Raw genomic sequence first — 26,737 nt, forward strand, 5'->3', positions numbered from 1 at the left:
ATCATGTCCTGTCATCATCGACTTTGAAACGGTCCATCATGAAGGAGGGGAAGGCAATGAATATGAGTCAAGCCATCGTACGCAGACGCTACACGGATCATACTTTATTTTATTCCGCCATCCTAATCTGGAAATTGCTATTCTTCCTGCCACTGCTCATGTTCGTCAACAGCGGCACGGACCATGTGTTTCAAATGTACTTCGTACCGTACCTCACGGTCATCTTTCTATTTCGTGTGATGACCTACTTCGCGACCTATAAAGCATCTTTCATGGAGATGACGGAAATGGGTCTCTCGTTATCCTTGCTGATTGCAGATGTATATTTGATTGCGTTGTTCGATATTCCACTTCCGTTTGCTTTAATTATCCTTGCGCTCGCCTTACTCCACTTCAGTGCGGCATTCAGTCGTTTTCGTTGGTTCCGCCGTCGTCTTTGGTTGAATCGGCATCTTGAAATCCTCAATTATTTGACGGATCACGGTGAAGTACCCATTAAGATTGCTGTCATGGCAGAAGATGAGATGCTTGTGACGACGAAAAGCGGTAAAGAATTTACGTATCGTCAAGTATATTGGAGCGGCTTTTATATTGAACATGGTTGATGGCTATATGAAACGGATTTCTCTTCGGAGGAATCCTTTTTTGTTGCATGTGAAAAAATGTAGTACGCTTACATAGGAAAAGGAGGAGAAAAAGTTGATTCGTTGTATACTGATCGATGCGAATGACACAATCATTTTGACCGATGATGTAAGTCGGATACAGGAATCGGGCATCACACGTTATTTCGTTGATTTCGATCAACCGACAGATGCAGAAAAGCAAAAATTGATTGAGGTCTTTGATTTTCATCCGCTAGCAATTGAAGATTGTTTCCATTACTTACAACGTCCGAAGCTTGAATATTATACAGAACATAGCTTTTTTGTCCTTCATGCGCTCGATGAAGGAACGTTGACAAGTCGCGAAATCAATTTGTTCGCAAGCGACCGGCATCTCGTCAGCTACCATGAGCAATCTTCGCCAGAAATTGATATCGTGTTTGAACAGTGTAGCCAACGCCTCGACAAACAAGAAACGGTCGACCTCGTTCATAAAATCATGGACAAGATCGTCGATGGTTATTTTCCGATCGTTCATGCGACGGAAGATGAATTGTTTGCGCTTGAGGAACGCTACCGGACGCGTGGAAACGATCGTCGGTTGATGGAGGAGATTTTCGAACTACGCGCGCGGTTACTTCGAATCTCGCGGACGGTCATGCCGATGCGGGACTTATTGTATCGTGTCGTTGAATCGAAGCGGTTATCGATTCATCCGAAGAAACAGGCATTCTTTCGCGATCTTTACGATCACTTATTGAAGTTATCGGAAATGATTGAATACAACCGATTGATGACGTCTGAGTTTCGGGATAATTTCATCTCCCTCAACTCGTACCGGATGAATAGTATCATGAAGACATTGACGATCTTCACGACGATTTTCATGCCGTTGACGTTCATCGCCGGTATATATGGGATGAACTTCGAACACATGCCAGAACTGACGACCCGGTATGGTTATTTCGTAACGTTAGGGGCAATGGGACTCCTCGCTTTAGGAATGATTCTGTTCTTCAAAAAAAATCGCTGGTTTGATGAATAAGGGGGGATGTAAGTGGATATTCGACAATTGCTCTTTTTTACGACGATTGTCGAGCAAGGCTATAATTTAACGCGTGCTTCGAAGCACTTGTCAATCTCGCAACCGGCGCTTAGTCAGATGATCCGCGACTTCGAACAGCTGGAGCAAGTAGAACTGTTCATTCGAAAGCACGGACGGTTGACAGGATTATCGGAAACGGGACGTCAATTATATGAGGATGCGAAGATCGTTCTGACACGTCATCAAGCATTGATGGGTCATCTGCGTGAACGCTCGAACGTCGTCCGAGGGAAAGTCCGTCTCGGAATTCCCCCCGTCATCCTCCCTGTCTTATTTTCGCAGTTGATTCCGAAGTTCATGGCGGAACACCCTGGCATCGAACTCGAAATCATCGAAGAGGGGGCGTTTGAACTCAAGCGTCGACTGTTACTTGAAGAACTTGACTTGGCGATTTTGATTGAACCGGGCGAATCCTATGGTATCGAACGTTTTCGATTAATCGAAGATGAGGTCGTCGTCGCCGTGCGTCCGAATCACCCGTTTCAAGCAAAAGAAGCGCTATCGTATCGTGATATCGGAAATGAACCACTCGTCATCTTGAACGACCGATTCATGTTACATCATCAAATACTATCGGAGTTTCGTAAAGTGCAGCAAGAACCGAATATCTTCTTCATGTCAGGGGCATGGGACTTGTTGATCGGGATGGTCCAAGAACTTGACGTCATCTCGATCCTACCGGAGCCGATACTACGGTTTCATCATGCGGATGACATTAAAATCATCCCGTTCGACCCACCGATGTTATGGGATGTCTCGTTGAACCGACTCGTCGGGACGGAATTACGTCCTGTCGTCCGACACGTTCATCAATACATCGTCCACTATTTTCAGTCGTACTGGCCGACACCTGCGCGATGAAGAAAAAAGACCGGAACGCATCGCGCTCCGGTCTTATGTGTTGAACGATTGTATTTTATGAAGTGACGTGTTGCGTCAGACTGCGAATCTGCTTCGCTGCTTGTTTATAAGGGGTCAGCGTCTCTTGTGCCTGTAACGTCGCGCGTTCACTCTCAAGTTGCTCGAGTGTTTGGCGTAACAGGTGCTCTGAAACGGCTGTCAAAGAAACGTCCAGATGTGTCGCCGCAACTGCCAGCAAGCGTTCTTCTTGAGTGGCAGTATACGCGAGTGCTTCTTGTTTAGTTAATGTCGCAAGCTCATCCTTCAACTGCTCCTTATCATTTTTCTCAAAGAAGGCTTTCGCATTCCGGAAGTGGCGTTTGACACCGACATAAGGCGTTGCATCTTCGAAGGGTCCGTCAAACGTCATTTCATTTAATCGAGAGATCGTGACAGGCGCGAGCTGGAAGGATTCGTTCCATTGCTCTAGCAACTGTTGCTCCTCTTGTTGACGCCGGATCAAGGCCGCTTCGAGCCATTGGTCGACACGGAAATGTGTGACCCGGAGCTCTTGTTCAAAATCGAACCGAAGGAACGTCAACAGTTCCGTTAACGCATCCTGTAATGCCACTCCTTTGCTAGTTTGAGCAAAACGAACAGGATTATAGGCTTCCTTGAAAAAGTCAGGGAAACGGTAATAAATGCGTTGTACGACATGATGCAACAGCTCATGGATCTCTGCTTTGAGTGCAGGTTCGATCAAAGCGGCGCGATTGTCTTCGAAACGATCCGTGACCTGCAGTTCTAGAGTAGACAGCTCAGCCAACCGTTCTTCTTTTCGCAACAGATTCGCTTCAGTCGCAGCAATAAATCGTTCGAGTCGCTGGACGGTCTTTTCCGTCTGCTCAGACAACGATACTTTAGCGAGACCGGTCAAATCCTCCGCTAGGAAGTGATGGAATGCCTCCTCGAATTCAGGTAGACCGGAAGTTGAATCCGATAGCTCTTGTTGCTTTTCGGTGAGTCCTTGTAAGCTCGAGACTCCATACAGTCGGGGCGACCGAATCCCGAAGCGTTGCAATTCCGTCGCGACATAGTTCAAGACATCTTGACGTTCGCTATCTGAAGCAGCGAGATCAATTGCGTTGACGAGGAAGAACATCTTATCGAGTTCGAATGCATCTTTGACACGACCGAGTTGAATCAAGAATTCACGGTCAGCGCGGGCGAAGGCATGATTGAAGTAAGTGACGAACAAGATCGCATCCGCGTTCTTGATGTAATCAAAAGCGACATCAGTATGACGGGCATTGATTGAATCTGCTCCCGGTGTATCGACGAGCGTCACGCCGAGACGTGTTAACGGGCTATCGTAATAGAAATCGATGACATCTACGAAACAGCTTCGTTCTTCCTGCGCGACATACTGTTTAAAAGCATCTTGATCGACCGTCTGAACGGTACCGATGAAGGATTGAACGGCAGGGTATCCTTTTAAGAAAGCACGCAAGAACGGGTCCGCCAGTGACGCGGTACGTGGTAAGAGCGTATCGTATGCCTGTTTCGTGGACTCGAACGTCATCGTTCCGACCATCGCTTCATTTAAATCCTCGAGCATCGCTGCTTCCGACTTGAACGTGACTTCTGCCACGCCGTGCGGGTGTGCAGCGTCAACAGGGTGAATCCGGTTGATTGATGCGGTCGTCGGATTCGGAGAGACCGGGAGGACCTTATCTCCGAGTAAGGCATTGCAAAACGATGATTTTCCGGCACTGAAGGCACCGAATAAGGCAATCGTGAATGATTGGTGTGTCAGTCGGTCCAATTTGTCATTCAAATAAGCAACAGCATCTTCAAAACCTTGAAGACCATTCAGATGCTGACGGATTCGAGCGACGTCTTCCGGTGCATAACGGACGGCTTGTTGCTCACTGATCGTCGTCGCAACTTCAAACGCAGTAGTTTCTATCACCGATTCGTACCCGGTAAAGGAGACGATCGCCGCTTCTTGCTGAATCAATTGCTCCTCCCAGATTGAAACTTGCGTCCGAGCCTGTTCGAGTTGTTGGTCGGATGGACTAGCAACGCCATTCTCATATCGTTCGAGTGCTACGGTAGCCTGTTGCCATGCTTGAACGCTATTCCATTTATGCTGTAGTAACGTCTGTTGCTGCAATAGCTCAGCTTGCTCTTTCGGGAAAGTTGCCGTCAACTCTTGACGAATAAGCTCACGCCATGCGTTCGTTTCCTTGACGAACCACGCTTGTGTCTGTTCGGCGACACGATTCGTGAACTGGAGCACTGATTCACCTGTGATCGTAATACCGGTTGGCAAGGCACTTTCGCATACGGAAAGCGGTGGGTCAAGTGAGAGCTGATCGATTGCGACGATATGCGTATCCTGTAGGAGACCAAGGTCACGTAACGATTGTTTCATCAAGTTACGTAAATGAAGCGAAATTTCAGAAGCGGTCACTGTCTGATAGGCACGGAGCACGTCTTGTGCGATCTCTGCTTGAGCCGCTTCCGTTTTTTTCACGCTACGGAATAATCCAACCTTGAAATCACGCTGACGTGACTCGAGGAAGCGGCGCATCTTCTCGCGTAATTCGAACGGCATCAATGTCGCATTTTTCAAAAGTTGATCCCGATGAAGCGAAAACGTCTGTACCCAGCGGTCCGGTTGACGTGCTTCTAACTGTTGCGAGACACGCGCTAATTCGGTTTCGACTTTCGCCGGATCCTGTCGTTCAGTGTCATTCAATTGCTCAGCCATCGTCTCGTGGGTTTCCGAGACGAGACGTGTGAGATAACGTGTATGCTCCTGGTGAAGACTTTCAAGTGTCAGAGCGGCAGAAGTCAGTAACTTCGGTTGAGCGTCGCGAATGCTTTGTTTGACGAGCTGTTCGACTTCCGTGAAATCGTTATGCGGATGGGCTGGGTCCCGTAGGCTCGTAAAGAAGATTCCTTTCGGTACGACACCGTGTTCGGCGAATGACGCATGAACCGAACGACGGAAGGCGTCGAATGATAGTTCATCGTCACGATGTTTATCGATTTGATTGACGATTAAATATAATTCCGGCACGGCAGCTTGTAATTCATCCGTCACCATGAAGTTCAATTCGGATTGAACATGATTGTAGTCCATGACGTAAAACAAGATGTCAGCCAAGTGAAGGGCAGACTCCGTTGATACCCGGTGGGCATCATCGACCGAGTCGACGCCTGGCGTATCCATTAAGACGAGACCAGGAGGCAGCGCGGACGCGGCATGCGTCAAATCGATTTGTCGGACATCACCACTTTTCCCAAGCGATTGAAGATGCTTCTCTTGCTCTTTTGCAGTCAGACGAACAGACGGCTGTTCATGAAAGTGAACGATTGCTGAATCCATCTCACCTTGCTGAAGTGTCACGATGTTCGCACTCGTCGGAATCGGACTCGTCGGTAAGACCGATTCACCCGTCAAGGCGTTGATCATGCTCGACTTTCCAGCTGAAAAGTGACCAGCAAACGCAATCGTGAACTCTCGTTTTAATAGTTTGCTAGCAAATTTATCTAGTTTATCTAAACGGAGTTGATCCGTTGAAGGTTGAATCAATGTGGCGAGTGAAGCCGTCGCCTCGAGTTGGTTCGATAATCGTTCCTCAAATGAGCGCATGCAATGAAACCCCTTTCTTTCAGTCATCGTCCAGTGTATCACGATTTTTTCCGTTTCGTCATCCTTCTGCAAACGTCAAAAAACGATTCGCCAAGGAAGAGGCGAATCGTTTTGATCGGCATCAAGACGACGGAACGATTTCGTCCGCGCGTGTCGATTCTTGTTCCGTCGAATGAATCCGGCGCAACAAGTGTAATTTGAACAGATACATCACGAGCAGGTGAACGTTCGCCTGTGTTGCCTTGTAGAGTATCCAAGGCATTGCAGGGACGAATTCATGAATGGCGATGATACATTCCTGCGTACCGGGAATTTGCCGGAATTCAATCCGACCACGGCTGTCATGCTCGACTTTTGCGAACAATCCGCCGGTAATCCGGTATGTCGCCATTTGTCGATCGTGAACCGGTTCCTTCGTCAATTCAAGCAGCGGTTGTTCGTAAAACGGAATGTGGATTCCAACGACTTGATCTTTCACGGTTGACGATAGGAAAGGGCGGGCAAATGATGACAACCAGTTCATATAATCGTCAGCTGCCCAGTCGGCATCGCGATCCTTTGGCAAAAGAACACGTTGTACCGATCGGACGTCAAGGACGTCTGGTGTCGAAGACGACGAGGAAGAAGATCCTTTTTGTTCCTCCTCCTCTTTTAACGCATCTCGGACTGATTGTTCGAATGTGATTTTGCCGTCACTGATGCCGGGAACCATTTTTTCAGGATCTGCGACCATCTCATGGACCATGCTTTCAACGAGTGGATAGACGGTTTCTTTTGGTTCTCCGGACACGAGTGTCACCCAAAGGCGGGATAATTTAACGGTCAATAAAGGAATATCGATCGTCGGTTGTCGTTTACCCATGATGTCGGCTGTTTTAAGGATCATCTCTTTATAGGTCATCGCTTCCGGACCACCGATATCGATGGCCCGGTCTTTGACATCATCGCGATCGACACTTTCACCAAGAGCATGAATGACGTCTGGTAAGGCGACAGGATGTGTCTTGTTACGTGTCCATCGTGGGAGTGCCATGACGGGTAAGCGTTTGACGAGTTTCGATAAGATTGGGAACGATGAACCTTTAGGACCAACGATTAACGCAGCACGGATCGTCGTCACCGGTGTTCCGTACGCACCGAGAACGCGTTCGACTTCAAGTCGACTCTTTAAGTGACGCGATAGATTTTCTGTTTCCTCGGGGATGATACCACTTAAGTAGATGATTTGCCGGATGCCGTTTTCTTTTGCGGCACGGGCGAAGTTATCGGCTAACAATAAGTCCATATTCTCAAACGATCCTTGTGTCAATTTAGCAGATGGCATCATCGAATGGACGAGGTAGACAGCGATGTCGGCTCCTTTCATACCAGCGATCGTATCGTCTAGAGAAAAGAGGTCGCACGATCGCCATTCGACGCGTTCCTCATTGTCCTTGTCGTCACCATTTCGTGAAAGGGCGATGACGTCATATTTTTTCTTTAGTTCGTTCAGTAAATTGTGACCAATGTATCCGGTGGCTCCGGCTAAAGCTAGGCGTGTTGGCATGGATGTAAACTCCTCTCTTATATCTGTTGTAATGTACCCCCAATCGAGTCGGTTCAATCGCAAGAGGATATGCTGAGACGATTCAGTTGAATGGAATAGGGAATAGTAACATATGGAAAAGAACCAATAGGAAGTATGAAAACAAAGGGGGCTTCAACCATGCAGACGATACAATTCATGCGAGAGGGACATGAACGACGATTCGATCTGTTGTGGAGACGATTAAAGCCGAAACAACGAGAAGATGCAGCGATGGTCTCGATGCTGTACCTTGTGACAGGACAGCCACAAGTGCTCGAACGGTTCTCGGATTACTTCTTTCCGGATAGTGGTGAGTTTTTTGATCGTGAATTTCTGGCTGAACCCTATCCGAGTCCAGCGTTAGAAGCAATCATCCATTTGATCGTCCAATTGTATAATGGACGAACGACGATCACGATCATCGAGCTGATTGAACGATTGGATGAGCAACAGATGTCGCTCGTACTCGAAGCGATTAAATTGCGGGCATACGGATGTCAGATGCTACAAAAAGGTGCGAAATCGTAATGCCACTCGTATGAATCCGATTGATGAAGAAACTCCTCTTCATCAATCGGATTTTTTGTGAGGGAAGAAAAGTTGTAAGTTCAAGAATCGGTAAGAAGATGTTCGTGAATCAGAGTTCATTAAAATAAATCGCCATGAAAATAAAAGCTAAGTTTATTCACGAAGAACTAATTGAGATGGGCGGCGACTGGAAATAAGATGAAAGTATCAGTAAAAGGTGGTCTAACTATGGAAGGAGTGACATCATGCAGCTCAAAGAATCGATCTACTTTCACTCACCGATTTTCATCCAAAACTTGTTGACGACTTTACAAGGACGTCGCCTGTTCCATGAACGATACGGTCCCGCCTATCAGCAACGTTTACAAGAACTGAAACAGAAGTTAGGACGACCAGTTGACGTTCGAGCAGAACAATTGCATCGATTAAACGACTTCCTTTCCTTTTGCCAAACACATAGTCCATATTATCAGGAATTGTTTTCTACCATTGCACTAGAGCTCCCGCTACAATCGATTGACGAACTAAAACAGATTCCCCCTTTGACGAAAGAAATCTTACGCCAACAAAATAAGGACGTCCATGCGCACGTCCATGCTCCGATTCTCGGAAAAACGGGCGGTACGACTGGGAAATCGATTCAAGTGCATTATACGAAGGAAGATATGCAAGTCCGGATGGCACATCTTGATTTCTTCAAGTGGACACATGGAGTCGATCAAGGGATGCGCCGTGCAAGTTTTACCGGTCAAACCCTTGCTTCGACGAATCAAAAGGCACCGGTTTATTGGCGGACGAATAAAGTCATCAATCAGATGTTGTTCTCAATTAAAAACATCAATCCGAAAACCGTCGCTGCATACATTGAACAACTGAATCGGTTTCAGCCGGAATCGATTGATGGTTTGCCTTCAGGAATGATTGAAGTCGCACGATATGCTAAAAAATATGGCATGACCTGTACGTTTAGACCGAAAGCGATTTTCCCGACGGCTGAGATGATGACGGCAGAAGAACGAGCACTCGTCGAAGAAATCTTCCATGCACCGATCTATGACCAGTATGCGTCGTCAGAAGGGGCGCCGATCGTCGCCGAATGTCCGTATGGGAAAAAACATCTACATTATGAGATGGGAATCATTGAACGCGATGAGGACGGCGAAATCCTTGTGACGAGCTTCGATACGCATGGAACACCTCTCGTCCGTTACCGCGTTGGCGATCGGATGACGCTTAGTCAGGAAACGTGCCCTTGTGGTCATCAAGGTCCGATCATCGCTTCGATCGACGGACGGGGGAGAAGCTTCATTCAACTCAGAAACGGACACCGTGTCTTTGAAGGCGAACTTGCGGGAATCGTTCGAGCGTTCCCGAACTGTATCGAACGCGTACAATATATTCAAGAGACGCGGGACGAGGTTGTTTTATTATATGTTCCGGATGAACGATGCTTCGAGAAAGAACATGAGAAGAAGCTCTTTTTTGTTCTGGACCGATTGTTTGACGGACAATTGAATGTTGTCATGCGCGCGGTACCGGAAATTCCTAAAGAAATTAGTGGAAAAACGTTACTGATTAAACAACAGTATGCATGACACACGAAAAAGCGAGATCACCGATGATCTCGCTTTTTCGTATGTCCTGAAACCATCAGTCGCGCGGACGCACCGGAATCCAGATGGCAGATTGATAATTGGCGGCAGATGGGTCGCCTGCCGAATATACTTCGAGTTCAGCGTGAGGGAGAGGATCAAATCCATGCGATGGGAGCCACTCTTGATAGATACGCTGCCACATCTCTTGAATGGCATGCGGCATTGGACCAACGACCGGGAACGTCGCCCAAAGACTCGCCGGAATCGTCATCGTTTCCTGACCGGGCAGGACTTCTGTTGTCGTTGTCGCGATCCAATAATCCATTGATTCTTCGGTGAAATTGGAGCAGACACCAATCACGCCTTCAATCTGACCGTCATTTTGTTTAAACAAGGTAGCATCTTGACCGGAATGATTTACATCATTCCAAAACAACGGAATCAGTTGTTGTTGGGCACCATCTTGCGTCGGGAAATGTTTTCGCCATCCTGAAATTTGTAAAGCCGGTCGTTCGATGAGTTGGTAATCCATTTGCTCCAGTCCCTTCAAGGTCACCTGAATGCTCAGGCGGTTATAGGCGTGAATCGGACGTCGCTCGCTTCGCATCAACGTTGGCGAACAACCATGCTGACGTTTGAAAGCTTTTGTGAAAGCTTCCGGCGTCTCATAACCAAAACGTAAGGCGAGATCGATGATTTTTTCGTCCGTCTGTGTCAATTGTTGGGCAGCGAGCGTCAGACGTCGCCCCCGGATGTATTCCGGTAAGGTCATCATCGCAAGTAACGAAAACGTCCGTTGTAAAGGATACGTTTGCATCTGCGCCACTCTTGTCAAAACATTGAGATCGAGCGAATCTTCTAAATGATCTTCGATATAGTCAATGACGCGTTGAATTGATTCGAGCCACATCTTGTCACCTCCTTGTTTTTAGTATAATAGAGCGATGATCGTTGGACCTGTCCAAGGCGATAGTAATTTGTCAGGATGCATGTTCCCTTATTTTTGTCATATTCTTGTCAGGTACATAGGCTATCGTAGAGACATCGAAACCGTTACTTCCCTTGCGAAAGGACGTGATGACATGGGTATCAAAGAGCAGATCTACAATCGCTCTCCTCTATTTCTCCAGCACCTCTTCACAACCCTCTATGGGTATCAATTGCATCGCGAACGTTATGGACCGGCCTATCAAGAACGGTTCCGGATGCTCCTCGAACGAGAACATACGACGATTGACGTCAAAGCGGAACAACTTGATCGTTTAAATGACTTCCTTCACTTCTGTACGGAACACAGTCCCTATTACCGTCAACTCTTCGCTTCACATGGCATTCGCCTGCCGTTAACGGACTTATCCGAACTAAAACATATTCCTGTACTATCAAAAGAAATATTACGAACGCACATGGAGAACATTCAAACAGATGTCGCTGCGCCAATCATAGGGAAAACGGGCGGAACGACAGGCACGTCACTGCAAGTACGATATACGATACCGGATATGCAAATTCGCATGGCCCATCTGGATTATTTCAAGGCGACCCACGGTGTCTACCGTGGCATGCGACGAATCAGCTTTACGGCACAGGATCTCGTACCCGAGCGTCAACAGGTGGACGTCTATTGGCGAATGAATCGAGCGGCGAATCAGCTCTTGTTCACGGTAAAACGATTATCCCCACGGACGATGGCAGCGTATCTTGAAGCCATCGAACGTTTTCAACCAGAAACGATCGATGGTCTTCCGTCAGCGATGATTGAGCTCGCCCGGTTCGCGAAGCGAGAAGGGATCCGCTTGACGTGTCAACCGATTGCGATTTTTCCGACGGCTGAACGGATCGACGCGGAAGAGCGCCAAGTCATCGAAGAAGTGTTTCACGGACCAGTCTTTGATCAGTATGCATCGTCTGAAGGGGCACCAATCGTTTCGGAATGCCGGTTTGGTCAAAAACATCTGCATCATGAGATGGGGATCATCGAACTCGATACAGACGGGGAGATTCTCGTGACGAGTTTTGATACACACGGGACCCCCCTCATTCGCTACCGGGTCGGAGATCGGATGACGCTCAGTCAGCGCACCTGTTCCTGTGGTCACCCGGGACCAATCATAGAATCGATTGACGGCAGGGGGCGGGCATTCATTCAAAAACCGGATGGGCAAAAGATTTTTGAAGCGCAACTGGCGAGTCTCGTCAAACATTTGCCAAATAGTATCGAGCGTATTCAATATGTTCAAATGACGACAGATAGCGTATCGATCTACTACGTTCCGGACGCAGAGCGGTTCAGTCAATCAGACGAACATCTTCTGATGGAACGGCTGTACCGTTTGTTCGGTCGTGATATCCATCTTGATGTCCAAGCCGTTTCATATATCGATGCTGAGGAAAGTGGTAAGATCTTGCTCGTCAAATCAAGCTTAACAGGATAAAAAAAGTGGACAGATGGCGCCATCTGTCCACTTTTTCTTGTTAGTCACTGCAGAAAGGTCGCTTCCTTTACCAAGTATAAGGTAAAATCAGGAAAAGGAGGGGGATAGATGAAACCTCAGATTTTACTGTTAGGCATGTTCCACCTCGATCGCCCGGCAATGGTGATTTGATTCGTCCGGCAATTTTTGATGTCGCGTCAGAGAGAAGGCAACGAGAAATCCAAGAAGTCGTTGCTCGATTGAACGCATTTCGACCGACAGGCGTTGCCCTAGAGACGGCACCTGAACGCATGAGTGACCTGCAACATACATATGAAACCTATCAACATGAGAGCGATTTAACCGAAAATGAACGGCAACAAATTGGCTTTCGATTAGCCCGGATGGCGGGAGTAGCAGATCTCCATGGGGTCGATTGGAACGAAATCGTACCCGGCGTACCGGATTTAGGAATCGTCCGTTCACATCATCCGGAAGCCTTTGAGACGATTGTCGCGGCTGAGATGAATCGGACCCAACAGTTAGAGCACGCGATGGAGCAGTCATCCTTCTCCGAATGGCTCGATCGATTGCACGCTGAAGAAACGATTGCAGCGTCGGCTAGAATCTATGATCAAATCGAACGACTGGAGAGCGGTCGGATTTGGGTTGAACGTTACTGGCGAGTCCGCAATCAAAAGATCGCAAATCGTTTACTGCACCTCGCTCAGGCGAACAAACGAATCGTCTGTTTGTACGGTGCTGCGCACCTCCCGTTATTACGACAATATTTGAATGAATCGAACCAAGTCGAAGTGATGACGTGGAACGATTGGAACAACAAAAAGGAGTGTATGTAAATGCTATTTCACTACCATATTTGGACACCACATTTGGAAGAAACAGAAGCATGGTACACGGCACGCGGATTTCACGTTTCCCAGCGGATTGGGAAGAAAGACGGAGAATTTTCGTCGTTCAATCCACCTCTATCATGGGATGATTTTCGAGCAGATCACATTTTATTCCGAATCATTGAAATGAAACGGGGAGCGGTCAATGTGACGATCGGATTCGGAAAAACGGTTCGCTTCGATCACATCGGATTTTTGATTCAGCCTGGTGACGTGCAAACGATTCTTGATCGCGCAGAAACGTTATCGTTCACGGTCCAAGCGAACGAGCGGCGGACGTTCTTGCAGACACCATACGGATTACGGATTGAACTGCAAGTCCATGAAGATGTAATTGCGGATACTGATGGAACGACACTTGAGCGTTTAATTCTAACGACACCGCGCGAAGGGTTAGAAGCGGATTTAACGAAACTGTTCGATCGACCGATTTCACAAATCCAAACCGTCCGCGGAGAGAAGACCGTCTTACAAGAAGCAGTCTTTTCCGACGTATCGCTCGTAGGTACGGATCCGAACGGTGTTCAGCTCGTCTGCTCATAATCAACGAATACTTTGATTGGGAGATCTGGTGTTTCCATTAAGCTAGCGAAGCAACTGGCAAGCTTCGAAAACGAAGTCTCGTGTTCGAACAAAGCGGGCAATGTCGCATGACGCTCGTCTGAAAAGAGCCAGTCTGCATGCTTGCGGTAGTCCCAGCCGTCACTCGATGCAATGATCCGAAGTTCTTTTGCGTGAAACGCGGGCGTCAACGTCAAGGCTTCCCGGTTGCCGTCCGATAAGACGCAGATTGCACCATGAGGACGGACAACAGACTGAAGCTCGGCAAAGGCCGCTTGGCGTCCGGAACATTCGATGGCGGCGTCATACATACTTGAATCCGGTGTGACGACACGGGCACCTAATTGACGCGCTAACTCCGCTCGGGACGTAAGCGGCTCGAGGATATCAATCTGACGAACGTTGACATAATGCCGTAAGTAATGCACTGTCAGCAAACCGATCGTACCCATTCCAGAAACTAAGACGCTTGTATCGGGTGTCAATGTCAGCTTACGGACGCCTTTTGCCGCGTCACAGGACAGAATCAGTAGTAAGGCTTCACGTGGTGAGACGTGAGCAGGAACCGGGATGACTTTCGATTCAGGTACGATCGCTTGATCTTGATGACCATAGAAGCTGACAACCCGATCACCGGGCTTGACGATTTGGACGGCGTCACCAACTGCAAGCACTTCGCCATAACTTTCATATCCTGTCTCGAGCGGATAGTCATAGCTGGTTTCGGTCATGTCTTGTTCCAGCCATTGGGGAAGTTCGGCACCGATACTAATGGCACCGGCTAGAGTGCGGACGTGGACGTCATGGATGCCAAGCGGCGGCAGTTCCCGAACAAGATAACCAGGAGTCTTCGACTCAACAAGACAGCAAATCGTTGTAGTGTTCAACATGTAAACCTCATTTCATTGTTGGATTGATGACATACGGATCAAGCATATACCACTTTACTTGTAAAATATAACAATTCGAAACTAGAAATGATGTAGAATTAGAAAGAAAAGGAGGGAATCGAATGGAACCATTATTGATTTTGGCATTGCTCGTGTTCGCATTCTTGACGTATCGGTATAGTAAGATCCTCGTCCGAAAGGATATTTCTGCTGCAAACAAACGACTCGCAATCGTCTTTTATTTGATTGCCGTCAGTGGACTTGGCGCTGTCGTCTATTTCAACGTATAAGGAGGACCATTTATGCATTCAACGACTAAACGACGAATCGGTGCGTATATCATCAACCAAGCTGTTTATTTCGGACTTTCCTTCGTCATCGAAAAAACGGTGTTACGACGTGTGAAGTCAGAAGTCGTTCACGCCGTCGTGACACAACCGACAATCAGTTTTCTAGGAGAAGTCGCGCAATTAAAACTGTTGAACGGAAAAACGATTGGTGGTCGGATTTGCGGCATCCAGGTTGAAAGCGAGAACGGATTGCCGTTGACGACAAAACAAATTGTCCGCCGAACAGTCTATCGTGATACGGTCTCGCTATTTAAGATTCGACCGTACTGGAAACCGTTTCTTGAGAACGGACAACGATTACCGGAAGATGACTTCGCGAGAACGATCGTCCGCTTGAATCAGGAGAAGCTAAATAATGAAGCTTGATTTTCATGTCCATAGTGTCCGTGCCTCTCGACCAATGGGAGCCATCCTCCTCTATCATGGTTGGGGCGGAACGGCTGTTTCTTATCTAGAGTTTGCGCGACAATTATCTGAAGAAGGGTACGATGTCTTCATCCCGGAACTTCTTCGGCATGATCAACGTGATCCGCTTGATCATCCATTTGATCCAGAAATAACGACGACCTATTTTTGGTCCGTCGTCGAACAATCGATTACGGAAGCGACAGCTATCATCGAACAATCAGGCTGGCATGTTTCAGACGTGATAGCAATCGGCGTTTCGATGGGTGGGTTCATTGCCCACGGGATCATGTCGCGTCAGCCGATTAAAGCACTCGTTGCGATCAATGGGGGCGGTGCCTATCTTGAAGCAGAACGTCAATTCCGCGTTCGCGACGGGCGACCTGCCATCAAAAAGGAAGATGTACCATGGAAGCTCGATCCAATCAGTGTGATGGATGAGCGTCCACGGTTGCTCCTGCACGGGGATGCCGATGATATCATTCCACTATCGATCCAGCAGTTCTATCACGCAACCGCTGTACAAGCAGGTATGGCGCAAACGACCGTATTAGACGTTTTTCCAGGTGTCAATCATACCGTGACTGATACCATGATCGAGCAACTGATTGCCTGGCTGAAGCACGTCAAACTTCAAGGAGCGACAGATGGACTACATACGTTTTCTTCGCAGTAAGGTTGGTCAGGAAAAAGTGATGTTGAACTTTGCCGGTGGGATTGTCTTTGACAAGGAGGGGCGCATTCTTCTTCAAAAACGGCGGGAGCAACAAGCATGGGGCTTTCCCGGCGGGGCACTGGAACTAGGAGAGTCGCTCGTTGAAGCCGTAAAGCGTGAGATTTTGGAAGAGACCGGTTTTCATGTCAGGATCGAACGTTTGAGTGGTGTCTATTCGAAATACGAAGAGATGTATCCAAACGGTGATGTCGCCCAACCGATCGTCCATTTTTTCGTTTGCCGAATCAATGAGGGACAATTGACGATTGATGCCGATGAATCACTCGATGTTGCTTTTTTTGAAAGATACCAAATGCCAAAACTCTATAGTGAACTGCATCAAACCGCCTGGAACGATTTTTTGACGGAACCGGGTCCAGTCTTTCGATAACACAAAACATCCTTCTGATTTTAACGTCAGAGGGATGTTTTTACATGCGACATATTCAGCGTTCAAAGCCACCCTCGGAATGGATGACTTGCCCTGTCACCCAGCCACCGTCAGGACTGACGAGGAATTGGATCAATCGTGCGACGTCTTCCGGCGCACCGATTCGTCCGAACGGAAAACTAGGTTTAAGCGCCGTCCGTGTTGCTTCATCCATCCAGGTCGAATCTGTCGGACCCGGATTGACCGCATTGACGGTGATGCCAAGCGGTGCCACGGCTGCCGCGTAAGTCTTCGTAAACGTCGACAAGGCACCTTTTGTCGTAGCGTAAGCAATCTCGTCAGGCATCGGACCGAGATCCTGTCCGGACGTCAGTTGAATGATACGACCGGACGTTAGATGTGCTTCAACGAATTGTCTCGTGAAACGTGTCGCGAGCAACAACGGTGCCCGGAGATTGACGGCATAGTGTTGATCAAGACTGGCTGCATCAAGTGTTCGCCAATCCGTCATCGTCGAATGGGCAGCGTTGTTGATCAGGATACTTGGTGTTCCAAAGTCTACTACCTGATCGAATAAATCATCAGCGGCATCTGCTTGACCTAAATCAAGTTCGATCGCAAGGACGCGGGCACCTTGATTTTCAAGTTCGGTCGTAAAACTAGCCGCCCAATCCGCTGTTGCTTTAAAATAAGTAAAGACCAGGTCATGTCCAGACATGGCAAGCTGGCGGCAAATCGCAGCTCCGATGTCGCGTGTCTGACTGGCACCGGTCACGATGGCAATCGGTCGTTTCGTCATATGTACGCTCCTTTACATAAATACATTCAAATAAATGAATGGTTCCAAATGTTTACAAAAACAGTATAGCGTAAGAAAGACAATGAACGGAAGCGTTATCATGATTTAACATACTGATTAAATGCATGTTTTGACTTGAAACGTGGTAAAGAAAAAGTGTACGAAATTATTCGTTAAACAGGTGGGGAAGGATGAATCGATCATGAAAGCAATCGTCTTATTCGACGGAGAATGTAATCTCTGTGACGCGAGTGTCCAGTTCATTTTGAAACGAGACAAAGGATATCATGATTTTGCCTCGTTGCAAGGGGAGACTGGGCAAGAGTTAGTCCGGCGTCATCATCTCCCAGAAACGATTGATAGTGTCGTCGTGATTGACCAGGGTGTACCCTATATTAAATCCGATGCTGCATTACGGATTGCCCGTCATTTAAAAGGTGGATGGCGTCTGTTGAGTGTGCTTCGCATTGTTCCACGTTCACTTCGGGATCGCGTCTATGATTTCATTGCGAACAATCGTCATCGCTGGTTTGGACAAAAGCAGCAGTGCGCGCTGCCGTCTCCAGAGACGCGAGCTCGATTTCACGACTAAAGATGAAAAACCGCGACGAATTTGGTCGCGGTTTTATTAAGTACATGGATTTTTTCTCGTTTAGCATACAGATTAGGATAATTAAAATATCATTCTACCTATTTCTGAAAAAAATTATAGATTTCAGTCCTTCCTATCCTTTAAGATAATCGATATATATGTGCAGATGCACGCCCGAATTGGATAGGGGCTCATTTGAAGACTCTTGAGAAGAATGAGTTCTTAATCTTTAATATGAAGGATCAGAAAAGAAGGTGAAATGAATGAAGATGACTCGCTCTACGGACTATGCCATTCGCGTGCTGATTTTTGCAGCGTCGCGTCCGAACCGTCTCGTACAAATTCAAGAAGTGGCAACGCATTATGATATTTCTAAGAACCATTTAATGAAGATCGTCCATGCATTGAGCAAGTTTGGTCTCATCATTTCTGTACAAGGTCGTAATGGTGGCTTTAGATTAGCAAAATCACCGGACACGATCACACTGGGAGAAGTCGTTCACTTATTTGAAGAAGTATCTTATCTGGAAAACGTGTCTGTAACACATGACGATAGCAGTTTACAAAATACGCGTCGTGCATTCGATCGGGCGTTTTCGTCCTTCAAAGAAACGTTAAGTGCTTACACGTTGATTGATCTAATGGCACCAACACGAGTTGATTGAAATTACCACCTGAAGCTGTCAAAGCGGTGTCATAAACGAAGCAGGTCGAGCCACAGTAGTGGTTCGACCTGCTTTTGTCTTATCCGGTACAGAGCATTAAGACATTACCGTCAGGATCCGCAAACGTAAAGTAAGCAAAATCATCGAAACGCTCGATGTCGCGGATGATGGGTGCCTGTAACGACAACACGAACTGATAAGATGCATCAATATCTGTCGTATAAAAATTAAACAAGGCATGAGGGGAAGGGTGATGTTGGTACGTTGCGTCATTCGAGTGATCATCGAGCGTCAAACTCGTTGGACCTTCGAGTGGGAGGTTGTAAACAGGTGACGAGACATGCGACGCATCAAACGGCAACTGTAGTAACTGGTGATACCATGCAGCGGAACGCTTCACATCCTGAACATGCAAAAAGACAGCATTCAAGCGAGGCGCAATGAGATGGGTCGAAATTGACATGAGAATCTCCTCCTTTTTTCATATCATGTTCCTTTCGATAAACGCCTCTTAATTCCTTCAATCCCTATAAATGGAATATGGTATGATATATAAGGAAAATCATTTATGAATTGGAAAGGAATGATGATATGGAAACCATCATCTGTACGACGTGTGGTGTCGAACAAATCAATCCGCATCGCGAAACGTGTCCGATTTGCTTAGAGGAACGACAGTATGTCAATCCCACTGGTCAAACGTGGACGACGCTCGTTGCCATGCAAACGTCAGGAACGTATCAAAACGTCATTAGTGACGACGGAGCAGGCGTCTATGCGATTCAGACGACACCAGCGTTCGGGATCGGTCAGACGGCATATCTTGTCCAAGGAAAATCGTTTAACCTGTTATGGGACTGCATTACATATCTTGATTCAACAACAAAAAAGCAACTTGACGAATTAGACGGGATTCAGGCGATTGCTTTATCACATCCGCATTATTACGCGACACAAGTCGAATGGGCGGAGACTTTTGACGTACCAATCTATATTCATGAAGATGATGCGTCGTTCGTGACGCGACCAAGCGAACACATTGTCTTCTGGAGTGGTGAACGCTTGGAGTTGGCGGAAGATGTGATGTTACATCGCATCGGTGGTCACTTCAAAGGAGCAGTCATCTGTGAACGAAAAGACGCATCAGCGGGGCTATTGTTGACAGGGGACATCATTCGGATCGTTGCCGATCGGGCTTGGGTCAGTTTCATGTACAGCTATCCGAATGTGATTCCGCTTCCGGCAAAGACGGTCGCGCGAATGGCAGAAACGTTACGTCCGCTTCACTTTGAAAAATTATATGACGCCTTTCATCGGAAAATCGAAACCGGTGCGTCTCAAGCAGTGGCGCGCTCTGCAGAGCGGTACATTGCTGCCTTGAACGGGGATTGGTTCACGACATGAAGTCGCGATTGATCGTCATCCGCGGGAATTCTGGTAGTGGAAAAACGACGCTTGCTAAAGCGTTACGATCGGTCTTACCGAATAGCATCCTATTGTCGCAAGATGTCATCCGCAGGGAAATGTTGAACGTAAAAGATGGACCAGGGAATCCGGCGATTCGCTGGATCGAGGAGTTGGTCGGACTTGCTGACGGACGCCACGCGACGATTCTGCTGGAAGGGATTCTTGCACAAGACTGGTACGGTGAGATGATTGACCGGTTAGAACGCCACTTTACTTCACGGTACACGGCGTATTATTTTGACGTCTCATTCGAAGAAACCGTCCGTCGCCATGCGATGCGCCAGCCGACGGAGTTTTCTGAGACAGATATGAAACGTTGGTGGATTGATCAAGATCACCGCTCGACGGATCGTCTGATTGCTGAGGATAGATCGATAGAATCCGTGATTCAATGATAGAACAAGAGCAGATGGGGGAGAGCGAATGACACATTACATTTTTGACATGGATGGAACGTTGTTTCAAACGAATGCTGTGCTTGCGCATGCGCTAGAAGATGTCTTTCATGAGTTGCGTCAGACGGGGCGCTGGGAAGGAGAGACACCAGTCGCCCTCTATCAGCAGATCATGGGCGTCTCGTTACCGAAAGTCTGGCAGACGTTGTTGCCGGACTTTTCAGCCACAGACCAACAGGCTGCGGATCAAAAGTTTCGCCGTAGCATAGAGCAGGCAGTCAAGGCGGGGCACGGTTGCCTATATCCAGGAACGGTCGAGTTGCTAAGTCGTTTGAAACAAGCGGATCACTCCGTCTATATCGCCAGTAATGGGTGGCCATCCTACTTGTCAGCGATCGTGACGACATATGGACTCGAAGCCTATATCGATCATGTCTATAGTATTGAAGACATCCGTTCCGGTGATAAATCGGCACTCGTACGAGAGATTTGTAAGACGCACGCCATCTCGTCAGGCTACGTTGTCGGTGACCGCATATCTGATTTCAAAGCGGCGCATGCGAACGGACTGTTAGCAATCGGTTGTCAGTTCGATTTTGCACAAGAGCAGGAACTTGCAGTCGCAGACCGCGTCGTAAAAGAGTTGAGTGCTGTCTACTAAAAAAGGGGGCTGACTCCAAAAAAGAATGACGCGTCTTTTCACGCCCTTTCCTCAGGCGAGACACAAGCCAGTTTTCCTGCTTCATTTAAGCAGGAAAGCGGGTCTTGTTCGTCTCTTACAACGCATAAATGCGTTTTTCCTGTAGGAGTGGCGTGTGACGCGTCATTTTTTTATTACGAGATAAGGGAGGACAGATTGATGATCTGTCCTCCCTTTTACTTATAGCAATTATTCTGCCCACCAGAGGGCGTCGTCCGGTTTCTTCGCGATCGACGCGACTTCTTTTTCACTCGATACAGTCGGATGCGATCCTTTGAGTGCCTTACCAGCTGTATTCTTAAAGAAGAAGAAGAACGTGACGAAGCCGATGACGCTGACTGCTGTTAGATAGAAAGCAGGAGCGAGCGGGTTTTGTGTCGTATGAACGAGCCATGTCGAAACGAGTGGCGTCGTTCCACCGAAGATTGAGACCGAGACGTTGAACGTCACGGATAGCGTCCGGTAACGGACATCCGTATAGAAGATACTCGGTAGAAGACTTGGCATCGTTCCTTCAAAGATCGCCAAGAAGAAGCCGAGGATGAAGATTCCGATTCCGACGAACAAGAGCGGTTTAAGACCAATCAAGAAGAACGACAGGATCGAAAGCAACGATAGTCCGGCTAACGCGAAAAGGACGATATTACGATTCCCTTTTTTATCACTGAGCTTCCCGAAGAAGTAAGCGAGCGGAATCATGATCACCATGACACCAGTAATTAGAATCGTACTTGTCGAACTTGACATGCCGATGACTTCATCGAGGTACGATGGCATGTAGGACAAGAGCATGTAGTTCGTAATATTGAAGAAGGCAACAGCGATGAAACAAACGATGATATCACGTTTGTGGTCGCGAAGAATTTCGCGGAATGTCGCAGGCTCTTCTGTGTTTTCATTAATCTCATTTTCGAAGATCGGTGATTCATCCAAGTGACGACGTAAATAGAGACCAAATAAACCGAGTGGTGCCCCAAGAATGAAGGGAATTCGCCATCCCCAAGATGCCATTTGATCATCCGATAAGGTGACGAAAAGTGTTGTAGCAAGTAATGAGGCGAGAATATATCCACCGAGTGTACCGATTTCAAGTCCACTTCCGAGAGCACTTCGTTTGTTATCTGGTGATGACTCAGCGATGTAGACCATTGCACCGGCGTATTCACCGCCAGTCGAGAATCCTTGTAAAATACGGGCTAACAATAACAGAATCGGTGCCCAAATTCCGATTTGATCATAGGTCGGTAATAGTCCAATGATGAGCGTCGAACCAGCCATCATGACGATCGTCGTCGTTAAGACGACCTTCCGCCCGAGTCGGTCTCCGATGCGTCCAAAGACGATTCCGCCGATTGGTCGCATTAAAAAAGCGATCGCAAAGGTCGCAAATGTAAAGACGAGCTTCAGTTCATCATTTTCAACAGCGCTAAAGAAGTTTTGACTGATGATGATTGCGAGATAGGAATAAAGACCAAAATCGAACCATTCCATCGCATTCCCAATTCCGGTCGCGTAGACACTTTTTTTGGTTTGCTGCATGTCAACGACATTGACTTTTTCTTTTCTGAATTTCATAAGTTCTGTTCACTCCCTTTAATAAGTTCGTATCGTACCATAGCAGGAAATGAAGTCAAGTTGCTAATACGCTTAACCACTTGAAAATGACTGAAAATGGCTCTGTGCCGGGAGTTATCAAACCGTTGCGACTCTAAGGACGAACAGGGGTGTGCATTTTTTATGAAAAAAATTGAAATTTTTTTGGATGTTTTCATAAATTCGAAACAATTTTCATATGTTTTCACGACGAAAAAATCAGTAATCGGCCTTTAGGATGAGGGAAAGAAGACTATATTTTGGTAATTTTAAAATGAGGGTGGAAAGTAAAGGAGAATGCTTATGAAAAAGAAATGGATCGCCATTATATGTCTTGGGCTCATTGTAGTCGTCGGTGGTAGGTATGCTGGATTTCAAGAATCGAAGGTATCCGGTTTTCCGGTGCCACGATTTGTTACGGCAGTTGAAAAACAAGGTGAGTGGAAAATCAAAACGCGTCTTGTCTCGGAAACCGATGGACCGGGTCTATTCTATGGAACCCGGATTCGCCAAGCCGGTTGGAAAGAACTCGATCGTGAAGGAGCGACGGCGTGGTATGAAAAAGACGGGAAAGTGATTGCCTTGACGACGTTTGATGGGGAACTGTATCTCGAAAATTCGAGTAAAGAAGAAATTCGGTTATAACACAATGAAATGAGACAACGATTGGCTTGTCTCATTATTGTAAGAACTTCAAAAGGATTGCATGGGCATCTGCTCATACAATCCTTTTTGTTTTAATCATCTTCGGAAGAGGAGAGTTGTTTATGTGTCTTAAAATCGTAGATTTTATAGGAAATCTGAAATCGATGGTTCTTTGTTGAAATGACGCGACAGAAATAGGGCACGTCTTCTCCGTACGCTCCTAATTCCGGATAATCTTGAAAGGTAAAATCCTCATAATCCCCGGTTGCGTCGAAAATAATAGACATGGATTGTGTCTTGCCTGAGTTTTCCTCTACATAACAGTCACCTTTGATGACAGCGTAGTCCTTGAAGACGATTTGCGATAGGCTAGGGACCGTCCAGTAAAGTAGTCCAACTCCAAGTAACGTGATAAAGATGAACTGAAATTTGTCTTTAAATGTTTCTGTCGAGTCTTTCCATGTATCAATCGTAAAGAAGATACCACCAAAAAGTGTAATGATTCCGAGTATAAGCATTCCATAATACAGAATGAGTTCACGATTCATTTGATTTAGCTCCGTTACTCATAAATATAGCCCATTTGCCTGAACGACGAAATGCGAATGTTCATAGTGGTATGTGATGACGGAATAGTCGAACGGACGACCGTTCGTCAAATGAAATACCGTCTCAATCGTTAATCCAGGATCGCCCTCGGTGAGATCCAGATGACGAGCCGACTCAGCGCTTAACTTCCCGACGTGCATATACATATCCGAGAACCCAATATTCAATTGGAGTGCCGTCTCTAAGTATTCGAAGATCGACTGCTCGACGATTTCACGATTTAAGTACGGAACGATCGATTGACGATAGTAAGACTCTTCGAGACAGAGGATCTTGCCGTCGATGTAGCGGATTCGCTTGACGTAATAAACCGTCTCACCTGCCTCGATCCCGAGATTCTTCGCGATGTTATCGGTTGCAGCGATTGATTCGAGTGCGAGAACGGTCGACTCGATCGTATGACCGACGAGATTCTGCTTGAATCCTTGGGTCGAGAACAGGCGAATGTAGCCAGTGCGATTCGTCTTCCGGACAAAAATCCCGCTTCCACGGACTTGAAAGATGATTCCTTTTCGTTCAAGTAACTCAAGTGATTTTGTCATCGTCGTCTTACTGACAGCGAACTGCCGGATCAACTCTTCGAGAATCGGTAGTTTGTCCCCTTGTTTCAACTCATGTTGTTCTATGTACCGTTCGATTTCATCGGCTGTCTGTTGGTATTTCAGCATAGGACACCTTCTTTTCTTGCGAACTTTTTTCTTTATTCAGTATAGCATAAGCCTTCTCTTGATTAATAACATGTTAAATTCAATTATTTATGTATTGATTAATTGTGCATGTACAATTAAAATGAAAGGGTATTCAACGCGTTTTATTCAGGGGAGGGACACGATATGGGCAAGGTTCGTGATTATCAACAGTTAGCGCATTCGATATTAGAAGCTGTCGGGGGAGAAGATAACGTCATCAGCGCCGTCAGATGTGCCACACGACTTCGTCTTGTCTTGAAACGATCGGATTCGTCAGCCAAGGAAACAGTCAGTGCATTACCTGGCGTCATTACGGTCGTTGAGTCTGGCGGGCAATTTCAGGTCGTCATTGGTCAACACGTCGGAGAAGTCCATCAAGAATTTGTGAAACTCGTCGATCTGGAGCAACCAGAAACGGAAGAGGCACCGAAAGGAACGGTCCTCAACCGAATCATAGCGACGATGTCAGCCGTCTTTGCACCGTTCGTCTACATCTTAGCTGCAGCGGGGATTCTGCAGGGAACTTTAATTTTGACGACGCTCGCTTTTCCGGTATTTGCGAAGACAGGTACGTATGAAGTCTTCAGCTTCATCTCATGGGCACCATTTACGTTCTTGCCGATTTTCATTGCCATCACGGCAGCGAATCATTTTAAGGTCAACGCCTTCATCGCGGTCGCCTGTAGTGCGGCACTGGTCAGTCCAACATGGGCAGATATCGCAGCACGCATCACTGCCGGTGAATCCATCACGTTCCTAGGAATCGCTTTATCCGGTACAACGTATACGTCATCGGTCTTACCGCCATTATTCCTCGTCTGGATTTTGTCCTATGTCGAGCGATTCCTGAACAAGACGATTCATGAAGTCATTCGTCCGTTGTTCGTTCCATTCTTCAGTATGGTATTGATGGTGCCGCTTACGATTCTCTTGATCGGGCCGATCACGACGCTTGGTGCAGAAGGGATCGCAAACGGGTATAACTACTTAGCGGAGAATGCTCCTGCGGTAGCTGGTCTCATCATCGGTGGCTTCTGGCAAGTCATCGTTATCTTCGGTGTCCACTGGGGTGTCACGCCGATGGTGCTCGCAAACTTCGAGCAATATGGTCGCGACTCGTTCCAAGCCTACCAAACGATTGCCGTCATCGCCCAAATCGGTGCCGTCATCGGGGTCATCTTGAAAGCACGTAACAAAGAAACGAAAAAAGTCGGGGTCTCAGCCGGACTGACGGGCATCTTCGGTATCACGGAACCAGCCATCTATGGGGTGACGCTCCGTTTTAAAAAACCGTTCATCTATGGCTGTATCTCGGGAGCAATCGGCGCAGTCACGGCAAGTTTCTTTAAACCGTATTACTTTGCCTACGCCGGATTACCGGGACCATTGACGCTCGTCAACGGCATCGATTCCGACTATCCATCGTCGATCATCGGATTATTGATCGGAACGGCGATTGCCTTGATTCTACCCATCGTCTTGATTCAAGTGTTCGGTTTCGGGGAGCAGGCTGCTCCGGTCGTAGCACCTGCAAGTACAGCGACACCAGTTGCAAAACAAGAAGTCAGCGCTACGCTGACGAACGAAGAGACGCTTCGTGCACCACTTGAAGGAAAAATCGTTGCCTTATCGGATGTACCGGATCCTGTCTTTGCTTCCGGTGCGATGGGACAAGGGGTAGCGATTCGTCCGACGAACAACCGGGTCACGGCTCCGTTTGACGGAACCGTCGTCATGGTCGCCCCGTCAGGTCACGCGATCGGATTACGCTCGACGAGTGGTGTCGAAGTTTTGATCCATGTCGGTCTTGAGACCGTGACGCTCGACGGTAAACCGTTTACGCTTCACGTCAAAGAAGGCGAATCCGTGACGACAGGCGATCTACTCGTAACGTTTGATGCGACAGCGATTGAATCGCATGGACTCGAGACGATCACGCCAATCATTATCACGAACACGCAGAGTTATGCACAAATCCTACCGACGGACGAGACGGTCACGACGGCAAACACACAGATTTTGACGATCATCAAGTAAGA

The 26,737-nt window shown here is 47.3% G+C and carries 28 protein-coding genes; 19 read left to right on the forward strand and 9 right to left on the reverse strand.

Annotation, left to right across the window (positions count from 1 at the left end; translation table 11 throughout):
• The first annotated feature begins 56 nt into the window (after window positions 1–56).
• From AC3B4V_RS10900 to AC3B4V_RS10910, 3 genes are all read left to right on the forward strand, one after another.
• Window positions 57–605, forward strand: a complete 549-nt coding sequence (locus AC3B4V_RS10900; protein ID WP_023468520.1) for a hypothetical protein — start codon at window positions 57–59, stop codon at window positions 603–605.
• Between the two features lie 94 nt (window positions 606–699).
• A complete protein-coding gene (gene corA, locus AC3B4V_RS10905; RefSeq protein ID WP_214746090.1) occupies window positions 700–1,650 on the forward strand; it encodes a magnesium/cobalt transporter CorA in 951 nt (316 codons plus the stop codon).
• 12 nt (window positions 1,651–1,662) lie between these two features.
• A complete protein-coding gene (locus AC3B4V_RS10910; RefSeq protein ID WP_023468518.1) occupies window positions 1,663–2,571 on the forward strand; it encodes a LysR family transcriptional regulator in 909 nt (302 codons plus the stop codon).
• 55 nt (window positions 2,572–2,626) lie between these two features.
• Here the strand turns inward: AC3B4V_RS10910 and AC3B4V_RS10915 are convergent, their stop codons facing one another.
• Complete coding sequence (locus tag AC3B4V_RS10915; RefSeq protein WP_488378403.1) at window positions 2,627–6,214, reverse strand: dynamin family protein; 3,588 nt, start codon at window positions 6,212–6,214, stop codon at window positions 2,627–2,629.
• A gap of 121 nt (window positions 6,215–6,335) precedes the next feature.
• A complete protein-coding gene (locus tag AC3B4V_RS10920) occupies window positions 6,336–7,760 on the reverse strand; it encodes an NAD(P)H-binding protein (RefSeq protein WP_488378404.1) in 1,425 nt (474 codons plus the stop codon).
• A gap of 159 nt (window positions 7,761–7,919) precedes the next feature.
• Here AC3B4V_RS10920 and AC3B4V_RS10925 point away from each other — a divergent pair, with 159 nt between their 5' ends.
• Together AC3B4V_RS10925 and AC3B4V_RS10930 are read left to right on the forward strand one after the other, a co-directional pair.
• Entirely contained in the window at window positions 7,920–8,309 is a 390-nt protein-coding gene (locus AC3B4V_RS10925; RefSeq protein WP_488378405.1) for a hypothetical protein, read from the forward strand.
• A 245-nt stretch (window positions 8,310–8,554) separates the two neighbouring features.
• Window positions 8,555–9,904, forward strand: a complete 1,350-nt coding sequence (locus AC3B4V_RS10930) for a phenylacetate--CoA ligase family protein (RefSeq protein ID WP_488378406.1) — start codon at window positions 8,555–8,557, stop codon at window positions 9,902–9,904.
• Window positions 9,905–9,959: 55 nt separating this feature from the next.
• Here the strand turns inward: AC3B4V_RS10930 and AC3B4V_RS10935 are convergent, their stop codons facing one another.
• On the reverse strand, window positions 9,960–10,814 hold the full coding sequence (locus tag AC3B4V_RS10935) for an effector binding domain-containing protein (RefSeq protein WP_488378407.1): 855 nt from the start codon (window positions 10,812–10,814) through the stop codon (window positions 9,960–9,962).
• A gap of 172 nt (window positions 10,815–10,986) precedes the next feature.
• Between AC3B4V_RS10935 and AC3B4V_RS10940 the strand changes: the two genes are divergently transcribed.
• The 3 genes from AC3B4V_RS10940 to AC3B4V_RS10950 all read left to right on the forward strand — a co-directional run bounded on the left by AC3B4V_RS10940 (window position 10,987) and on the right by AC3B4V_RS10950 (window position 13,775).
• On the forward strand, window positions 10,987–12,339 hold the full coding sequence (locus AC3B4V_RS10940; RefSeq protein WP_488378408.1) for a phenylacetate--CoA ligase family protein: 1,353 nt from the start codon (window positions 10,987–10,989) through the stop codon (window positions 12,337–12,339).
• 239 nt (window positions 12,340–12,578) lie between these two features.
• A complete protein-coding gene (locus tag AC3B4V_RS10945; protein ID WP_488378409.1) occupies window positions 12,579–13,178 on the forward strand; it encodes a DUF5694 domain-containing protein in 600 nt (199 codons plus the stop codon).
• Window positions 13,179–13,775 (forward strand): hypothetical protein, encoded by a 597-nt coding sequence (locus AC3B4V_RS10950; RefSeq protein WP_488378410.1) that lies wholly within the window; start codon window positions 13,179–13,181, stop codon window positions 13,773–13,775.
• Here the strand turns inward: AC3B4V_RS10950 and AC3B4V_RS10955 are convergent.
• Window positions 13,757–14,683 (reverse strand): zinc-dependent alcohol dehydrogenase, encoded by a 927-nt coding sequence (locus AC3B4V_RS10955; RefSeq protein WP_488378411.1) that lies wholly within the window; start codon window positions 14,681–14,683, stop codon window positions 13,757–13,759. The two genes, AC3B4V_RS10950 and AC3B4V_RS10955, sit on opposite strands and share 19 nt — an antisense overlap.
• Window positions 14,684–14,805: 122 nt before the next feature.
• On the opposite strand from AC3B4V_RS10955, the gene AC3B4V_RS10960 reads away from it, so the two are divergent.
• Genes AC3B4V_RS10960 through AC3B4V_RS10975 form a run of 4 tightly spaced genes read left to right on the forward strand, consistent with a single transcriptional unit; the run spans window position 14,806 to window position 16,544 of the window.
• A complete protein-coding gene (locus tag AC3B4V_RS10960; protein ID WP_023468507.1) occupies window positions 14,806–14,973 on the forward strand; it encodes a hypothetical protein in 168 nt (55 codons plus the stop codon).
• Window positions 14,974–14,985: 12 nt separating this feature from the next.
• Window positions 14,986–15,399, forward strand: a complete 414-nt coding sequence (locus AC3B4V_RS10965; RefSeq protein WP_255998103.1) for an RDD family protein — start codon at window positions 14,986–14,988, stop codon at window positions 15,397–15,399.
• On the forward strand, window positions 15,389–16,114 hold the full coding sequence (locus AC3B4V_RS10970; RefSeq protein WP_488378412.1) for an alpha/beta fold hydrolase: 726 nt from the start codon (window positions 15,389–15,391) through the stop codon (window positions 16,112–16,114). The genes AC3B4V_RS10965 and AC3B4V_RS10970 overlap by 11 nt, the downstream gene beginning before the upstream one ends.
• Window positions 16,086–16,544: an NUDIX hydrolase gene (locus tag AC3B4V_RS10975; protein ID WP_223040442.1), complete on the forward strand. Its 459-nt coding sequence runs from the start codon at window positions 16,086–16,088 to the stop codon at window positions 16,542–16,544. The genes AC3B4V_RS10970 and AC3B4V_RS10975 overlap by 29 nt, the downstream gene beginning before the upstream one ends.
• A 55-nt stretch (window positions 16,545–16,599) precedes the next feature.
• On the opposite strand, the gene AC3B4V_RS10980 is transcribed toward AC3B4V_RS10975, so the two are convergent.
• Entirely contained in the window at window positions 16,600–17,343 is a 744-nt protein-coding gene (locus tag AC3B4V_RS10980) for an SDR family oxidoreductase (RefSeq protein WP_488378413.1), read from the reverse strand.
• Window positions 17,344–17,545: 202 nt separating this feature from the next.
• Here AC3B4V_RS10980 and AC3B4V_RS10985 point away from each other — a divergent pair, with 202 nt between their 5' ends.
• Window positions 17,546–17,935, forward strand: a complete 390-nt coding sequence (locus AC3B4V_RS10985; protein WP_488378414.1) for a thiol-disulfide oxidoreductase DCC family protein — start codon at window positions 17,546–17,548, stop codon at window positions 17,933–17,935.
• A 269-nt stretch (window positions 17,936–18,204) separates the two neighbouring features.
• Complete coding sequence (locus tag AC3B4V_RS10990; protein WP_262415731.1) at window positions 18,205–18,600, forward strand: RrF2 family transcriptional regulator; 396 nt, start codon at window positions 18,205–18,207, stop codon at window positions 18,598–18,600.
• Window positions 18,601–18,679: 79 nt separating this feature from the next.
• Here AC3B4V_RS10990 and AC3B4V_RS10995 read toward each other — a convergent pair whose 3' ends face one another.
• Window positions 18,680–19,063 (reverse strand): VOC family protein, encoded by a 384-nt coding sequence (locus tag AC3B4V_RS10995; protein WP_195864896.1) that lies wholly within the window; start codon window positions 19,061–19,063, stop codon window positions 18,680–18,682.
• Window positions 19,064–19,191: 128 nt separating this feature from the next.
• Here AC3B4V_RS10995 and AC3B4V_RS11000 point away from each other — a divergent pair, with 128 nt between their 5' ends.
• From AC3B4V_RS11000 to AC3B4V_RS11010, 3 genes are read left to right on the forward strand one after another with little or no spacing between them, the layout of a single operon-like run.
• On the forward strand, window positions 19,192–20,004 hold the full coding sequence (locus AC3B4V_RS11000; RefSeq protein ID WP_488378415.1) for an MBL fold metallo-hydrolase: 813 nt from the start codon (window positions 19,192–19,194) through the stop codon (window positions 20,002–20,004).
• Window positions 20,001–20,462 (forward strand): AAA family ATPase, encoded by a 462-nt coding sequence (locus tag AC3B4V_RS11005; protein WP_488378416.1) that lies wholly within the window; start codon window positions 20,001–20,003, stop codon window positions 20,460–20,462. The genes AC3B4V_RS11000 and AC3B4V_RS11005 overlap by 4 nt, the downstream gene beginning before the upstream one ends.
• A gap of 28 nt (window positions 20,463–20,490) precedes the next feature.
• Entirely contained in the window at window positions 20,491–21,123 is a 633-nt protein-coding gene (locus AC3B4V_RS11010) for an HAD hydrolase-like protein (protein ID WP_488378417.1), read from the forward strand.
• A 228-nt stretch (window positions 21,124–21,351) separates the two neighbouring features.
• Here the strand turns inward: AC3B4V_RS11010 and AC3B4V_RS11015 are convergent, their stop codons facing one another.
• Window positions 21,352–22,737, reverse strand: coding sequence for an MFS transporter (locus AC3B4V_RS11015; protein WP_023468496.1), 1,386 nt, complete (start codon window positions 22,735–22,737; stop codon window positions 21,352–21,354).
• Between the two features lie 321 nt (window positions 22,738–23,058).
• On the opposite strand from AC3B4V_RS11015, the gene AC3B4V_RS11020 reads away from it, so the two are divergent.
• Window positions 23,059–23,400, forward strand: coding sequence for a hypothetical protein (locus AC3B4V_RS11020; RefSeq protein WP_488378418.1), 342 nt, complete (start codon window positions 23,059–23,061; stop codon window positions 23,398–23,400).
• Window positions 23,401–23,492: 92 nt separating this feature from the next.
• Here AC3B4V_RS11020 and AC3B4V_RS11025 read toward each other — a convergent pair whose 3' ends face one another.
• Complete coding sequence (locus tag AC3B4V_RS11025; RefSeq protein ID WP_488378419.1) at window positions 23,493–23,948, reverse strand: hypothetical protein; 456 nt, start codon at window positions 23,946–23,948, stop codon at window positions 23,493–23,495.
• Between the two features lie 18 nt (window positions 23,949–23,966).
• Window positions 23,967–24,677 (reverse strand): GntR family transcriptional regulator, encoded by a 711-nt coding sequence (locus tag AC3B4V_RS11030; RefSeq protein WP_488378420.1) that lies wholly within the window; start codon window positions 24,675–24,677, stop codon window positions 23,967–23,969.
• Between the two features lie 165 nt (window positions 24,678–24,842).
• Here AC3B4V_RS11030 and AC3B4V_RS11035 point away from each other — a divergent pair, with 165 nt between their 5' ends.
• On the forward strand, window positions 24,843–26,735 hold the full coding sequence (locus tag AC3B4V_RS11035) for a beta-glucoside-specific PTS transporter subunit IIABC (protein WP_488378421.1): 1,893 nt from the start codon (window positions 24,843–24,845) through the stop codon (window positions 26,733–26,735).
• Window positions 26,736–26,737: the final 2 nt, after the last annotated feature.

This window comes from Exiguobacterium sp. E17S (assembly GCF_057772545.1).